Below are 15,493 nucleotides of genomic sequence, written 5' to 3' on the forward strand. Positions count from 1 at the left end.
CGAGGCTGCCGCGGGTCCAGCGATGTCGGAATCGATCATCTCGGTGGTCGAGCCGGGTACTCCCGTTCAGTGGGACTGGCACCGATGGCGGCGTCCCGCACTCGCGATGGTGTGTGAACGGCGTCACGTTCGCGTATCCCGGCGCCAGTGAGGAGAGGAATTCGATGCGGGTCCTGGTCACCGGAATCACCGAGCCGAGCGGTCGCGCGGTGGCGCGCATGTTGTTGGCCGCCGGGCACGAAGTGGCCGGGCTGGACCAGCGGTGGCATCGGTATATCGATCCGCGGGTGCACCGCATGACCGACCACACCGCCGCTGTCAGCGGCTGCGCGAGCGTCGTACACCTGGCCGGAAGCGGACTCGCCGAAGTCGCCGCCGCCGCCCGCAATGCCGGTGCGCGCGTGCTGGTTCCCCGCTCGTCGCGGCTTTCGGACGCCGAGGCCACGGCGGTGCTGCGCGCCTCGGGCGCGGACAGCGTGCTGGTGCGCACCGCGCCGATCGCCGGTCGCCGGATCGGGCACGAAACCCGCCGTGCACTGGAACCGATTCTGGGCTCGAAGTCCGACGACGGATTCCAACTGCTGCACAGCGACGACCTGGACCGTTTCCTGGTATTGGCGGCCACCGCACTACCGTCCGGTCATCGCGAGGATGGGCTCGAGATCGTCGAACTCGCGGCTCCCGGCGTGGTCACCCCCGACGAGGTGCGCCGCATGATGCGCGAAGCGCGCGTACGCTACTCGGCCTGGGTGCCCGGCTGGTCTCGTCGCCAGGCCCTCCTGGATCCCACTGTCGCACAGGAGAAGTGGGGCTTCCGCTGCGGCTGGACGGCGCGCGAGGTCATCGCCGACCTGGTGCGCGGCATGATCGGCCGCAAGCCCGCCGGCGGCGGCTTCCGCACGCGCCGGGGCGCGATACCGCTGCCGTCGCACGTGATTCCCACCCGGGCCGCCACCTCGGACAACCATCCGCTCACCGATGTCGCCCCCGAGGGCCTCGAGGGCGAATTCGATGATCGGGTCGACGCGCGCTATCCGGTGCACACCGCAACCAATACCTCGGAAGCATTGCCCGGCCCGATGACACCGCTGACCATCGATCTGCAGGCCGGTGCCATCCGCCTCAGCAACGAGGCCATGGGCGAGATGATCGCACTCGACGGAATCGCCTTGGAGCACTGGACGAGTCGGGTCACCACCGTGCTCGGCCACCACATCTACATCAACGCCTCGATCGGTGTACTGGCCGCAGAGAATATGCCGGGCTGGGATGAGGAGAGCATCCGCCGCGACGCCTACGGCAATATCCCGGCCGAAATCGCCCTGCAGCCGCACGGCAAGCCGCCGATGCCGACAGGACCGGCCAGCACGCTGGCAACGGCGCGCGCGACTTCCCGCGTCATCGCGACCGCCCGCCGCTTCGGCGAGACGGCCGAACTGATCAATGCCGCATCGCATGCGGAAGCGTTGAACGCGAACGAGATTCACGCACTGTCCGATGAGCGGCTGCACGTGCGTGCCCTGCTCTGGCGCGACCGTCTGCACCAGGCGTGGCAGGCCGCGGCGATCGGTGTGATGATGACCGGCGCCGCCACCGCCATCCACGCACGCGGCAAGGATGCGGGCGAGGTTCCGATCGATGTGAATCGGTTGGAATCGGCGAAACCCATGCTCGCGGTGGAACGCCTGGCCGAATTCTGTCGCACCGATGCCGATCTCGCCGAGTTGGCGCGCGCCGGTGATATCGATGCGGCACGGGCGAAATCACCCGCCTTCGCCGCCGCGCTCGACGAGGAGTTGGCCAAGGTCGGGCACCGAGGTCCCGGTGAATGCGAACTGATCAACCCGACATTCGGTGACCGTCCCGCCCTGTTGGTGAGCGCCGCAGCCCGCGCCGCGCAAATGCCAGCCCCCAAGCGCGACTCCGTGGATGCATCGCCGAGCCGCACCGCGCGAATGGCCGCCGGAGCCACGGTTGCCCGGGAACGCGCACGCGACGGCGTTGTCCGGATCACCCACTGCCTGCGACTTGCCGTGCGCGAGCGGGCCGATCGGCTCGTTCGCACCGGACGACTGCGCGAAATCGATGACGCCTGCTATCTGACGCTCGACGAAATCTTCTGTCTCCCTGCGGATGCGGCCGACAAGGTCGCGCGCAGGCGCGCGGAACGCATTCGATTGCAAACCATCAGAATGCCCGATGTCATTGCCGGACAATGGGAACCGGTCCCGGACGCGGCGGCGCTCACCGCCGATGAGAGCCTGACCGGCATCGGCGTCTGCGCCGGTGTGGTGGAGGGCCGGGTGAAACTGGTGCTGTCGCTGGACGACGATATCGAGCCCGGCGACATCCTGGTCGCGGCCGTGACCGATACCGGCCACACCGCCATGTTCGCCTACGCCGCCGCGGTGATCACCGATATCGGCGGCTCCGCATCACATGCCGCGATCGTCGCCCGCGAATTCGGCATTCCCTGTGTCGTCGACACCAAGACCGCGACCACCAGCCTCGCCGACGGTCAGCGCGTGCGTGTGGACGGCGCGGCCGGGACGGTCACGCTGCTGGCCGACTGAGCCCGGTCCGAACTTGGGTCGCCCACCCTATGCGGCCCTTGATGAAAGGAACACCCTCGTGAAGAATTCGCGCGCTTTCCGCGGCACGATCGCGGCCGCGGCCGTAGTGCTGGTCGGCGTTCTTCCGGCGCTGGCCGGTCCGGCGTCGGCGGGTCCGGCGCTATCGGGTCCGGCCGTGCCGGTGCTGCGGTCGCCGGGCCAGGCCGACCGGCCGCTGGGTCTGGCGCATGCGCCGAATGCCCGCGATATCGGCGGCTATCCGGCCAAGGGCGGCAGTAAGGTGGCGACCGGTGTCGTGTACCGTGCCGACGCGCTGGCCAAACTCGACGCGGGCGAACAGCAGAAGCTGGTGTCGCTCAATATCACTCAGGTGATCGACTTTCGCAGCCCCGTCGAAACCGGCCGCGATCCCGATCGGCTCCCGGCATCGATTCGCCGCACCGAACAGCCGGTCTACGACCCGGCCAATGACTTCTACCTCATGGTGGCGCGCCTGATCCAGGCCGGACCGGCGGCCCAGCAGGAGGCGCTCGGCGACGGCAAGGCCGCCAAGATCATGCGCGACTACTATGCGTGGTTCGTTTCGAATCCCACCGCGCGCGCCCAGTTCGCCCAGGCCTTCACCGACATCGCGACCGCGCAGGGTGCGGTGCTGTACCACTGCACGGCGGGTAAGGACCGCACCGGCTGGATGACCGCGATCCTGATGAGCGCGCTGGATGTGCCGAAGGGACAGATCTACAACGACTTCATGGACTCCAACGACAACTTGGCAGCCGGAAACAAGGCACTGCTGGATGGACTCGTCGCCCAGGGTTTGGTGACCGATCGCGCGCTGTGGGAGCCGATCCTCGGTGTACAGCGTGAATTCCTGGACGCGGCATTCGACCAGGTCCAGACGTCCTACGGCGCATTCGACCGCTTCCTCAGCGATGGTCTCGGCATCGACGGCGCGACGCTGGACGCGCTGAGGGCGAAGTTGCTGACCAATCACTGAGACGGTGCCGGTGTCACCGTGTAGGTGGCACCGGCCCGGTGAATCTGTCGGCCGCGTCGCCGCGCAGACTCCCCGTGGGCAGCGTCCGTCCGCACAACACCAGCAGCAGATCCTGCGCCGAACCCGCGAGCACCGAACCCGAGCCGTAACTGAAATCGAGATCGTCGGCCCGCAATTCGATCCCGTCCAGGTCGACGCCGAAGAAGTTGACGCTCCTCGGCGAGAGCGCGCCGAGCACCGTTCGCATGCGCTCGGCCGGAACCACGCGGTCGAGCCCGAGTGCGACGGTGATATCCAAACCGTGGATGACATCGTGACTCAGCGCACCCGCGTATCCGCCACCCGGCGGCTTCCACGGATGATTCACATTGTCCCGCACCGCGGCGACCAGCTCCTCGGATGTCAGCGCTGCCGCATCCGACCGCGCACTCTTATCCGCCATCCTGTTGAAATTCCCACGCGCCTTGAGCATTTCGAGTGCGAACTTCGGCGTCGACATCCGAAACGGCATGGTGATATGCGCGACCACCTCCCGCACCCGCCATCCGGCACATAATGTCGGCTCGTCCCACGCCTCGGGCTCCAGCCCGGCCAGCATTTCCGCCAACTCACCCCGCTCCGCCTCGATCGCCGCCCGCACCTCGGTCTCACTCATCGCATCTCCTCCAACTCCCGGCCACCCCCTCCATCACCTAAGACGAACCTCCACCCACAAACTCATCGCTCGCCCAGGGAAGCGATCAAGATCAGGTGGCACTGGTCGCGTGAGCTTCTCGCGTTTTGCCGCCAGGGTTTCCCCGTGATCACTTGTCCACCCGGTGAGCGGAGCGTTATTTCCCAAGGGTGGCAAGGGAATAACTTTGCGTGCTGGGGCGTCGGCGGCAACCATGCAAGTTCGCTGCTCTTCGGCGGATCGTGCGGGAAGGTGAGACGGATGCGGCTGATCATGATCGATGATGAGGCCGATGGCGGCGACACTCTTGCGCAGGGGCTCGAACTGCACGGTCATCAGGTGGAGCGCAAGCATCGCGGAGCCGATCTGCTCTTGGCGCATCATGGCTATCACGCCGTTATCCTCGATATGGGCGTGCCGGATATGGACGGGTTGCAGGTATTGCGCAAATTGCGCGAGGTGAGTTCGGTGCCGGTGGTGATTCTGGGTGAGCACGCCGACGAGCGTTCGATTGTGCTCGGACTGCACAGCGGCGCCGACGACTATCTGGTCAAACCCGCGCGCATCGGCGAGTTGGCCGCGCGGCTGGAGGCGGTCACGCGCCGGGTCGGCGTTGCCAGTATCGCCCGGGGCAAGAAAACGGTGACCAGCGAAGACGTTCGCGTAGATCTCGCGGCGCGACGGGTGGAGGTGGCCGGGGAACTGGTTCCGCTCACCCGGCTCGAGTTCGAGCTGCTGCGCGTGTTGGTCGAGCGGCCCGGAATCGCGGTCAGCCGTGAGCAATTGATGGACTGCGTCTGGGGCGACTCGATGCTGGCGGTATCGCGGAAACTCTATGTGCATATGGCCTCATTGCGCGCGAAATTGAACCGTCCCGGACTGATCACGAATATCCGCGGCTACGGCTACCGCTGGGGTCCGGATCCTTACGAAACCACCGCCGGATCGAATTTGCTGCGCGCGGTATAGACGCCACCTCCGAGCGTTCCGATCACCGGGACTTGTTCCCGACGTGTCGCCACGGCCGCCATAGCGTCGAAACTATGGCGTCGTCCGGCACACCCGGTCGCGAGAACATAGGAGGACTCCCAATGGGGCCAGCATCGCGCAGCGATTCAATGAGGGGCGGTGGCCGGGTGACGGGTGGGCCCAATAAGGTGCTCGATCGGGTTCGGGATCTGGTCCCGGCAATCCGGGAGCGAGCCGCGGAGACCGATCTGCAGCGGCGGGTTCCGGTGGCGAGCATCCGGGAACTGACCGAGGCGGGGGTGTTCCGCATGCTGCAGCCGTCGCGTTTCGGCGGCGAGGAAGTCTCCCCCGTGGCGTTCTACGAGGTCATTCGCACGATCGCCGCGGCCTGCCCGTCCACCGGCTGGGTCTCCTCGGTGCTCGGCGTGCACCCCTGGCAGCTGGCACTTTTCCCATTGCGGGCGCAGGAAGAAGTGTGGGGCGAGGATTCCGACACGCTCATCTCCTCGTCGTACGCGCCGACCGGTCGACTCACGCCGGTCGAAGGCGGTTACGAGGTCAGCGGACGGTGGAGTTTCTCCTCGGGCTGCGACCATGCGCAGTGGGCTTTCCTGGGCGCACTGGCCCCGGACGAGCACGGCAATCCCAAGGACTATCTGACAATCCTGGTGCCGCGCAACGACTATCGCGTCGATGACGTCTGGCATGTGGTCGGCCTGTCCGGCACCGGCAGCAACGATATCGTCATCGAGAAGGCCTTCGTGCCGCATCACCGCGCCTACAGCGCCACCGAGCAATCACAGCTGCGCGGTCCCGGCCAGGAGGCCAATCCCGCTGCGCTGTACCGGATTCCGTTCGCGGGCGTGTTCTCCAACACCATCACCGCACCCATCATCGGGGCCGCACAGGGCGCGTACGAGGCACATATCGAGCGGATGCGCGAGCGGGTCCGGCTGTCCTACGGCGGGCAGAAGGTGGCCGAGGACGCATTCGCGCACGTGCGGGTCGCCCGCGCGGGCTCCGAAATCGACGCGGCCATCCTGCAAATGGAACACAACATCTCCGAGCAACTGCGTTACGCCGAAGCGGGCGAAGAGATTCCGTACGAAATCCGGCTGCGCACCCGTCGCGATCAGGTACGCGGCACCGAGCGCGCCATCCAGGCGATCGAGCTGCTTTTCGACAACTCCGGTGGCCACTCGATCCGCAAACCCAATCCGATCGAACGCCATTGGCGCGACGCGCACGCGGGCAGCGTGCACGTCATCAACGATGTCGAGCGCGCCCTCGCCATGTTCGGCCGCGGTGAATTCGGGCTACCGGTCGAAGATCGGATGGTCTGATGGAGGCGGCGGATACCAGTCGGCATATCACCGTCGACGGGCTGAAACTCCGCTACCACGAAGCGGGTTCCGGACCGCCACTGGTGCTGCTGCACGGCTCTGGTCCTGGAGTGTCGGGCTGGGCCAACTTCGGCGCGAACCTGCCGGTGCTCGCCGAACACTTCCGCTGCCTGATCCTGGATCAGCCGGGCTTCGGCGCGAGCGAGCGACCCGAGGTGTACCAGCGCAACTATCTGCGCATCGCCGCCGACGCGGTGCTCGGACTGCTGGATCGACTCGAACTGCCGTCGGTGCACCTGCTCGGCAACTCCATGGGCGGTGCGGTGGCGACGCTCGTTGCGCTGGAACAGGGCCAGCGCATCGATCGACTTGTGCTCATGGCGCCGGGCGGTGTCGGCGTCAATGTGCTGGGACCCGAACCGTCCGAAGGGATTCGGCGGCTGCTCGACTTCACCGGCGAGCCGACCCGGGACCGCGTACTCTCCTGGCTGCGGAGCATGGTCTTCGACGAGGCGGTACTCACCGACGAGCTGGTCGAGAACCGATGGGCCGCGGCAGCGGATCCGGCCGCCATCGCCGCGATCCGGGACGCCTACGCGACGTTCGCGAATCCCGCCTTCGCGGAACCGGTTCCGCTGTGGGCACGACTGCGCGCACTGCGCAATGAGGTGCTGCTGCTGTGGGGCCGCGATGATCGGGTCACCCCGGTCGAGGGCGCGCTGCTGCCGTCGCGTCAGTTGCCGAATGCCGATGTGCGGCTGTTCGGGCGATGCGGACATTGGGTGCAGATCGAGCGCAAGGACGCCTTCGAGCGCGCGGTCATCGACTTCCTGAACTCCGGCCTGTAGCGCCGATGCCGAGGCGACATAGGCATCACTATGTCCGGTCGATGTCGCGGTAATTCGCGAGATCCGGTCGCGGGTTCGGCGTTACAGTCGGCCGATGACATGGACCGCGCCCGAGATCACCAGAACCAAGCCGCCGCTGATCGCCGACGAGCGGACCATGCTCCAGACTTGGCTGGACCTGCACCGTCGCACCCTGCTGTGGAAATGCGCCGGGCTGGAGACCGAACAGCTGAAGCGGCGCTGCGTGGCACCCTCGACGCTGTCGCTGCTCGGCCTGGTCCGCCATCTCGCCGAATGCGAACGGGGCTGGTTTCGCATCGCCAGCCGCGGCGAACCACTGGATTATCTGTACTGCAGCGAAGACAACCCGAACGGCGATTTCGACGATATCGCCAATGCCGATGCCGCCGCGGATCTGGCGACGCTGCACGCGGAGATCAAGTCGGCCGACGCCGCCGTCGCGGACCTACCCCTGGACCACGTCTTCACCCATCGCAATACCGAATTCAGCCTGCGCTGGGTCTATGTGCACATGATCGAGGAATACGCGCGACACAACGGCCACGCCGACTTCCTGCGCGAACGCATCGACGGCGCGACCGGCGACTGACCCGTCAGATCTGATTCCGGCTGACCCATGCGGCGATCTGGGTCCGCGAGGTGAAGCCCAACTTGGTGAGAATGTGGTCGACGTGACTCTCGACGGTTCGAATCGAAATCACCAACTCACTCGCGATGCTCTTATTGCTGTAACCCGCCCCGATCAACCGCGCGACTTCCCCTTCGCGCCGGGTAAGCACGTCCGCCGCAACGGTTTTCACCGGTGCAGCGGGCAGTGGGGTGCCGAGCGCGAAAGCGACCGCCTCCTCGAGTCCCCACGCCGCGCCCGCATCGAAGGCGGCCTGGAACTCCTTCTCGCCCATCGCATCGCGCACCTGCAGGCGCACCTTGTCGCCGACGAATTCGGTCATCTCATGGGCGAGCCGCTGGGTACTGCCGCGCCGCACCGTCGAGGCCGCCCCCATCAGCCGCGCCGCACGGTTCAGATCGCCTGCGGCCGAGGCCACCCACGCGAGTCCGTCGAAACCGGATGCCGTCCACACGCACCGGTCGAACAGGCTGAACAGCTCGACGGCCTTGTGCAGCTCCGCGATCGCCTCGTCCTGCTCGCCCTTATGCCAGCGATCGGTGCCCACCGCCCAGTGTCCCAGCCCGCCCAATAGGTGCGAACCATAGTCCTTGGTCTTGGCGAGGAATCGATCCGCTATCGCCCCCGCCCGTTCATCGTCCAGCACCAGCGCACACACATACGCGAAGGCCAGACTCTCCATCTCGACGCCGTGGTGGGCGCAGGCTCGCGCACGACCCGAGGCGGCCTCGGCGATATCGAGTGCCTGTCTCGGTTCGTCATTGGCGAATGCCAGTAGCGCGGCGAGCAGGGCATGTTCGACGAGCACGTCCTCGGCATCGAGTTCGGTTGCGATGTCCAGACATTCGTCCGCGAATCGCGTCGCGGTCTCCGGATCCGACAGCATGGCGGCGATCACCGAGGCGGCGGCCAGTGCCCGCGCGCGATCCTTCGAATGGTCGATATCCTTCTCCAGCGCCTCCAGCAACCAGCGATAACCCTCCAGCAGGAAGCGGTAATGCTCCCAGAAGGGACGCAGTTCCGTCGCGATTTCCAGTGCGCGATGGGCACTTTCCGGATCGGCGAGCGAGAATTGCAGTGCCGCACGCAGATTCGGATGTTCCCGAGTGACATCACGGAACCAGGTGACATCCTCGCTGCCCCAGTACGCAGTGCGTCCCTGCGCGGCGATCCCGTGGTAGTAATCGCGATGACGCAGCCGCACCGCCCGCTCGCCACCGCGGGCGACCAATCGGGCCAACGCGAACTGACGCAACGGCTCGAGCATGGTGTAGCGGCCGGTGCCGTCGCTGTTCTGCCGGTGGCCGAGTACCGACTTGTCCACCAGCCCGGTCAGCGCGTCCAACAGCGCGTCCGGGACCGTGCAAACCGCCTCCGCGGCCTCCAGATCGAAACCACCCGCGAAGACCGACAGCTGCTCCCACAACCGCTGTTCGTCGGGCGTGCACAGGTCGTAACTCCACCGGATCGCGGCCTCCAGGGTCTGCTGGCGCTCCGGCGCGGTGCGCAATCCGGCGGTGAGCAGCCGCATCGCATCGTCCAGACGCGCGAGCACCTGATCCGGCGTGAACATCCGCAACCGCAGTGCGGCCAGCTCCAGTGCCAGCGGTATGCCGTCCAGGCGACGACAGATCGCCGCCAGCGCCCCGCGATTGGCATCGGTGACCTGGAAGTCGGGGTTCGCGGCGACGGCCCGATCGATCAGCAGCCGCAAGGCATCGCTGTCGACGTGCGCCGGACGTGCCTCGTGCTCGTCCACGTCCGGCACCGCGAGCGGCAATACCGGCATGACCTGTTCCCCGGAGACCCCGAGCGGCTCGCGACTGGTCGCGAGGATCCGCACATCGGTGGTCGCCGGAATCAGCCGGTCCACGAGTTCGGCACAGGCGCCGATCAGGTGCTCGCAGTTGTCCAGGATCAACAGCAGGCTCTTGTCGGCGAGAAACTCGGTCAGGCCGATGACGGGGGAAGTGGTGTCGTCGCGCAGACCGAGCGCCTGCGCGACACTCAACGCCACCAAGTCCCCGTCGTGCACATGCGCCACCTCGACCAGCCAGACGCCGTCGGGAAAGGCGCGGCGCACCGTCTCCCCCACCCGTCGGCTGAGCCGAGTCTTCCCGACACCGCCCGGCCCGGTCAGGGTGAGCAGCCTCGTGCTGGACAGCAGCTTGCGCGCCGTGGCGACCTCGGCGTCACGACCGACGAAGCTCGTCACCTCAGCGGGGAGGTTCCCTGTCACGTGCCGCACCACGCTGCATACCTTTTCATGCGCGGCCGCCGTCCCGGGCATTTTGACCGAGATGTCGTATTGGTACCCGTTAGGAGATTATCGCGTTCGCGGCTCGAATGACGGCGGCCAGCGAGGCGGACAGGACGGAATCGCCGCGTCCGCAGGCCCATCCGGTGCGCGCACCGATGCGGAACTCGAGGTAGGTGATCGCGGTCCCGCCGATCGACTGCTGGGTCGCGCCGAGTACCTCGACCGGATAGCCCACCCGGCCCAGTGCCGCCGTGAGCGCCTCGATCGGACCGATATCGCGATGTTCGGTGCGCTCGGCGACACCATCGATGCTCAGCGTGACCTCGGTGTACGCGTCGGTCGTGCGATATCGGGTCAACTCGACCGGCCCCGCCTCGGTGTTCAGATAGGTCGCCTCGAACAGCTCGTAGAGTTCGGCGGCGGTGATCTCCACACCGGTGTCATCGGTACGGGCCTGCACCTGCCGCGCGAAATCGATCTGGAGTCGACGCGGCAGTTCCAGGCCGTATTCGGACTCCAGCAGATATGCGATACCGCCCTTGCCGGACTGCGAATTCACCCGGATCACCGCGTCATAGCCGCGTCCGATATCGGCCGGATCGATCGGCAGATACGGGACATGCCAATCGAGTTCGCGTTCATCGATACCGGTCGCGACGGCCCGTTCGCGATGTTCGGCCATCCCCTTCTTGATCGCGTCCTGATGGGTGCCGGAGAACGCGGTGTGCACGAGATCGCCCACGTACGGATGCCTTTCGTGGATCGGCATGCGCGTGCAGTATTCGACGGTCCTGCGGATTTCGTCGATATCGGAGAAGTCGATCATCGGATCGATGCCCTGGGCGTGCAGATTCAGCGCCAGGGTGGCGATATCGACATTGCCGGTCCGTTCACCATTGCCGAAGACGCAGCCCTCCACGCGCTGGGCTCCGGCGAGTACGGCCAGTTCCGCGCATGCGACACCGGTACCCCGGTCGTTGTGCGGGTGCACGGACAGGATGACACTCCCGCGCCGGGCCAGATTCTTGTGCATGTACTCGATCTGGTCGGCGTAGACGTTCGGTGTGGCGATCTCCACCGTGGCGGGCAGATTCAGGATCACCGGCCGTTGCGGGGTGGCGTCCCACAGGGTCGTCATACGGTCGCAGATATCGAGTACGAAATCCGGTTCGGTCAGGTTGAACACCTCGGGCGAGAATTCGAACCGCACATTCGGCAGCGCACCGGCGAATTCGAGCACATCGCGGCCGCCGGACACGATCAGCTCGCGCAGTTCGCCGGTGTCCTTGCCCAGCACGACATTTCGCCATACCGGCGCGGTCGCGGTGTACATGTGGATGACGACCTCGTTGTGGATACCGCGCACCGATTCCACCGTGCGCTCGATCAGATCGCGCCGGGCCGGGGTGAACACCACGATCGTGACATCCTCCGGCGCGATATCGGTGCGCGCGATCAGACGGACGAAATCGAAATCCGTCTGCGATGCGGACGGGTAACCGACCTCGATCTCCTTGTAGCCCATGGCGACCAGCAGTTCGAAGAATCGCTGCTTGCGCACCGGATCCATGGGCTCGGCCAGCGCTTGGTTGCCATCGCGCAGATCGACCGGCACCCACAGCGGGGCGTGAGTGAGCCGGGCATTCGGCCAATCGCGTTCGGCGAGTGGCACTTCCAGCCGATCGTAGACACTGCGGTAGCGATGCGACGGCATCTGCGAATGCCGCTGTCTGTTCCAAGCAGAGACGGCACCGGCGGGTGTGGCAATGGTTGGGAACATGGTCATGATTGCTGCTTCCTGGCCTTCGCGGCCGTCACAGAGAACGGTGACCGGCCACGACGAAGCCCCACGGCGGGCGGCCGGTCGTCAGGCCCCGCCGTGGCGGCTAAGCAGAAGCATGGTGCGCATGATGGCTAGACTATACACAACTCCTCAGACAAGTAGAGAGGTTCGAATGGTCTCGCAGGTACGGCGGCAGCCACTCGCGGCACAGGCGGCGGACCTGCTGCTCACCCGCATCCGTAACGGGGAATGGCCACTGGGACATCGCCTTCCGGGTGAAACAACGCTCGCCGCGCAGCTCGGCGTCGGCCGCTCGACGCTGCGCGAGGCGATCCGCGAATTGGCGGGTAAAGGCGTGCTCGACAGTCGTCAGGGCGCGGGCGTCTTCGTGACCGCGCTGGATGTCACCGAGGACTGGGATGTGGTGCTGCGCCGCGCCACCATAGCCTCGGTCATCGAGGCCCGCATCGCCATCGAGGCCGAGGCCGCCGCCCTCGCCGCGCAGCGCCGCACCCCGGCCGACCTGCGCGCCATCCGCCGGGCGCTGGCCGCGCGCGAGGCGCACGGCGAACCGATCGCCGACCATGTCGATGCCGATATGGCGTTCCACCGCGCGGTCATCGTCGCCGCCCACAACGATGTGCTCACCCAGCTCTTCGACAGCTTCCTCCCCCGGCTCCGGGTGGCCATGATCGATATGCTCCAGATCCGCCCGGCCCCCTCCGAGCCCGCCGACCACGACGCGCACATTCGGCTCACGGATGCGATCGCACATCGAAATCCCAGTGCCGCAGCGGAATTCAGTCGAAAGCATCTGACGGCTTTGAAAGACGCGTTCACGTGATGACCGAATGGAGATCTCCCGTGCCCGACACCCCAGTGCTGCAACTGACCGACGTCACCTTCCGCCGCGAAGGCAAACAGATCATCGACGGCATCTCGCTGACCGTCCACGCGGGCGAACACTGGGCGTTGCTCGGCCCCAACGGCGCGGGCAAGAGCACCCTGCTCAGCTTCTGCGCTGCGGTCACCTTCCCGACCTCGGGCAGCGTCGATATCCTCGGCCGGCGGATGGGGCGGGTCGATCTGGCCCCACTGCGCCATTCGATCGGCCATGTGAATCCGCGCCATCCACTCCGATATCCGCTGACCGTCCGCGAGGTCGTGCTCACCGGCATCACCGCCACCATCGACACCCCGATGCGCTGGACGCCGACACCGGAGGATCTGCGCCGCGCCGACGCCATGATCGAGACCGTCGGCCTCAAAGGCAAGGCCGAGGAGATCTGGCCGACGCTGTCCCAGGGCGAACGCGGCCGAACCCTGATCGCGCGAGCGCTCATCGCCGAGCCGCGCCTGCTGCTGTTCGACGAACCGTCCACCGGACTCGATGTGGCCGCTCGCGAACAATTGCTGGAGACCATCGACGCACTCGGCGAAACCCATCCCGACGTCGCCTCGATTCTGGTCACCCACCATCTGGAGGAACTGCCGAGCACCACCACCCACGCGCTGCTCATCGCTGGTGGCCGAACCGTTGCCGTTGGTCCCGCCGCGGAAACGGTGACGACGGACACGGTGAGCGCGGCCTTCGACCACCCGGTGGCGGTCCGCTACGACGACGGCCGCTGGACCGCGCGCGCCGCTGTGCGTGGCTGGCCCGCTCAGCAAACTTCCGGAAGAATTTCCGGGAGAATGTCGATTCGAGCCGATGCCGTTCGATGCGTTGAGTGAGGGTCGGACAAGCCGACCACCGAACGAAGGATGGCCAGATGCGACACATGATGCTGATCCGAGTCGATCCGACGGATGCGCCGGTTCCCGACGATGCGCTGATCGAGCAGGTCAACAAGGTGATCGAGGAAATGACCAAGGCCGGGGTGCTGCTGGATACCGCTGGCTTGCATCCGATCACCGAGGCGACCAAGATCACTCAGAGCGGTGGCAGGCAGACCGTGCTCGATGGCCCGTTCACCGAATCGAAGGAGGTCGTCGGTGGGTACTGTCTGCTGCAGACGAAAACGAAGCAGGAGGCGGTGGAATGGACCTCGCGCTTCCTGAGCGTGCACGGGCCGGAGTGGACTATCGAGGTGGAGCTTCGTCAGGTCGCCGAGGGCTGACCCGATAGATGAGCCGGTCGCCCGAGCAGATTCGAGATGCCGTCGAAACCGTGTGGCGGATGGAATGGCCGCGCCTGGTCGCCGGGCTGACCCGGATCGTCGGCGATATCGACGTCGCCGAGGAGCTGGCCCAGGACGCGCTGGTCGCGGCCATGGAGCAGTGGCCGCGCGACGATGTGCCGCCCAATCCGGGCGGCTGGCTCATGCTCACCGCGAAACACCTGGCGATCGATCGGGTGCGGCGAAATCAGAACCTCGCGCGGAAGCTGACGCTGGTCGGTAACGAACTACGGACCGCTCCCGAGCCGGCGGCGGCGGAGGATATCGAAGACGATCTGCTGCGCATGATTTTCACCGCATGTCATCCGATGTTGTCGCAACCGGCCCGGGTGGCAATGACGCTGCGGTTGCTCGGCGGATTGACCACCGAGGAGATCGCCCGCGCCTTCGTCGTTTCGGAATCGACTGTCGCCCAACGCATTGTGCGGGCCAAACGCACCATCGCCGCAAGGCGCGTGCCGTATGCGGTGCCGCACGGCGACGAGCTGGCCCGGCGTTTGGATTCGGTACTCGAGGTCGTCTACCTGATCTTCAACGAAGGCTATTCGGCGACGGCGGGCGATGATTGGATCCGGGTCGAATTGTGCGAGGACGCCTTGCGATTGGCGCGGATGCTGGCGAATCTGCTGCCCGATGAACCGGAAACACACGGCCTCGCCGCACTGCTGGAATTGCAGGCCTCGCGCTCGGCCGCACGGATGAGCCCCACGAAAACCGTTGTCCTGCTCGCTGATCAAGAGCGCTCCCGGTGGGATCAGCTGCTGATTCGACGTGGTTTCGCGGCGCTCGGCCGGTCCCATGCGGCCAGCCGCAATCGCGGGCTGCGCCCGGGCCGCTATGCGCTGCAGGCCGCGATCGCCACATTGCATGCCATGGCCGCGAGCGCCGAGGAGACCGACTGGCGACGCATCGCGGGCTTGTATGCGGTTCTCGCCGAACGCTTTCCGTCACCGATTGTCGAACTGAATCGAGCCGTCGCGGTCAGCATGGTGCACGGGCCGGCCGCGGGCCTCGAACTCGTCGACGCGCTCGTCGCCACCGGTGCGCTGGACAACTATCACCTACTCCCCGCCGTCCGCGGCGACCTGCTCGACCGGCTCGGTCGGCAGGACGAAGCGCGCACCGAATTCGCCCGTGCGGCGGAGCTGACCGGAAACAATGCCGAACAGGCCCTGCTACTGGATCGCATGGCCGGATGTGAATAGTGCTCCGGAAGAT

The 15,493-nt window shown here is 66.3% G+C and carries 13 protein-coding genes; 10 read left to right on the forward strand and 3 right to left on the reverse strand.

From position 1 onward, the window contains the following. The first annotated feature begins 164 nt into the window (after positions 1-164). Both ACQP1T_RS23510 and ACQP1T_RS23515 read left to right on the forward strand, forming a co-directional pair. Positions 165-2,573, forward strand: coding sequence for a PEP-utilizing enzyme (locus tag ACQP1T_RS23510; RefSeq protein WP_433755195.1), 2,409 nt, complete (start codon positions 165-167; stop codon positions 2,571-2,573). A 58-nt stretch (positions 2,574-2,631) separates the two neighbouring features. Beyond that, positions 2,632-3,570: a tyrosine-protein phosphatase gene (locus ACQP1T_RS23515; protein ID WP_433755196.1), complete on the forward strand. Its 939-nt coding sequence runs from the start codon at positions 2,632-2,634 to the stop codon at positions 3,568-3,570. Positions 3,571-3,583: 13 nt separating this feature from the next. On the opposite strand, the gene ACQP1T_RS23520 is transcribed toward ACQP1T_RS23515, so the two are convergent. Continuing rightward, positions 3,584-4,225, reverse strand: coding sequence for a maleylpyruvate isomerase family mycothiol-dependent enzyme (locus ACQP1T_RS23520; protein WP_433755197.1), 642 nt, complete (start codon positions 4,223-4,225; stop codon positions 3,584-3,586). A 279-nt stretch (positions 4,226-4,504) separates the two neighbouring features. Here ACQP1T_RS23520 and ACQP1T_RS23525 point away from each other — a divergent pair, with 279 nt between their 5' ends. From ACQP1T_RS23525 to ACQP1T_RS23540, 4 genes are all read left to right on the forward strand, one after another. Beyond that, positions 4,505-5,212, forward strand: coding sequence for a response regulator transcription factor (locus tag ACQP1T_RS23525; protein ID WP_433755198.1), 708 nt, complete (start codon positions 4,505-4,507; stop codon positions 5,210-5,212). A gap of 149 nt (positions 5,213-5,361) precedes the next feature. Beyond that, positions 5,362-6,555 carry a 3-hydroxy-9,10-secoandrosta-1,3,5(10)-triene-9,17-dione monooxygenase oxygenase subunit gene (gene hsaA, locus ACQP1T_RS23530; protein ID WP_433762330.1) on the forward strand — a complete coding sequence of 398 codons (1,194 nt, stop codon included), beginning with the start codon at positions 5,362-5,364 and terminating at the stop codon, positions 6,553-6,555. Further along, entirely contained in the window at positions 6,555-7,403 is an 849-nt protein-coding gene (locus ACQP1T_RS23535) for an alpha/beta fold hydrolase (RefSeq protein WP_433755199.1), read from the forward strand. The genes hsaA and ACQP1T_RS23535 overlap by 1 nt, the downstream gene beginning before the upstream one ends. A gap of 94 nt (positions 7,404-7,497) precedes the next feature. Next, positions 7,498-8,013, forward strand: a complete 516-nt coding sequence (locus tag ACQP1T_RS23540) for a DinB family protein (RefSeq protein WP_433755200.1) — start codon at positions 7,498-7,500, stop codon at positions 8,011-8,013. 4 nt (positions 8,014-8,017) lie between these two features. Here ACQP1T_RS23540 and ACQP1T_RS23545 read toward each other — a convergent pair whose 3' ends face one another. Both ACQP1T_RS23545 and ACQP1T_RS23550 read right to left on the reverse strand, forming a co-directional pair. Beyond that, positions 8,018-10,291: a helix-turn-helix transcriptional regulator gene (locus ACQP1T_RS23545; protein ID WP_433755201.1), complete on the reverse strand. Its 2,274-nt coding sequence runs from the start codon at positions 10,289-10,291 to the stop codon at positions 8,018-8,020. A gap of 79 nt (positions 10,292-10,370) precedes the next feature. After that, on the reverse strand, positions 10,371-12,026 hold the full coding sequence (locus ACQP1T_RS23550) for a 2-isopropylmalate synthase (protein WP_433762332.1): 1,656 nt from the start codon (positions 12,024-12,026) through the stop codon (positions 10,371-10,373). Between the two features lie 241 nt (positions 12,027-12,267). Here ACQP1T_RS23550 and ACQP1T_RS23555 point away from each other — a divergent pair, with 241 nt between their 5' ends. Genes ACQP1T_RS23555 through ACQP1T_RS23570 form a run of 4 tightly spaced genes read left to right on the forward strand, consistent with a single transcriptional unit; the run spans position 12,268 to position 15,480 of the window. After that, positions 12,268-12,939: a FadR/GntR family transcriptional regulator gene (locus ACQP1T_RS23555; RefSeq protein WP_433755202.1), complete on the forward strand. Its 672-nt coding sequence runs from the start codon at positions 12,268-12,270 to the stop codon at positions 12,937-12,939. 20 nt (positions 12,940-12,959) lie between these two features. Further along, entirely contained in the window at positions 12,960-13,829 is an 870-nt protein-coding gene (locus tag ACQP1T_RS23560) for an ABC transporter ATP-binding protein (RefSeq protein WP_433755203.1), read from the forward strand. A gap of 38 nt (positions 13,830-13,867) precedes the next feature. Beyond that, positions 13,868-14,215: a YciI family protein gene (locus tag ACQP1T_RS23565; protein WP_433755204.1), complete on the forward strand. Its 348-nt coding sequence runs from the start codon at positions 13,868-13,870 to the stop codon at positions 14,213-14,215. Positions 14,216-14,274: 59 nt separating this feature from the next. Continuing rightward, entirely contained in the window at positions 14,275-15,480 is a 1,206-nt protein-coding gene (locus tag ACQP1T_RS23570; protein WP_433755205.1) for an RNA polymerase sigma factor, read from the forward strand. Positions 15,481-15,493 lie beyond the last annotated feature (13 nt).

Source organism: Nocardia sp. CA-135398 (assembly GCF_050955845.1).
Taxonomy (GTDB): Bacteria; Actinomycetota; Actinomycetes; order Mycobacteriales; family Mycobacteriaceae; genus Nocardia.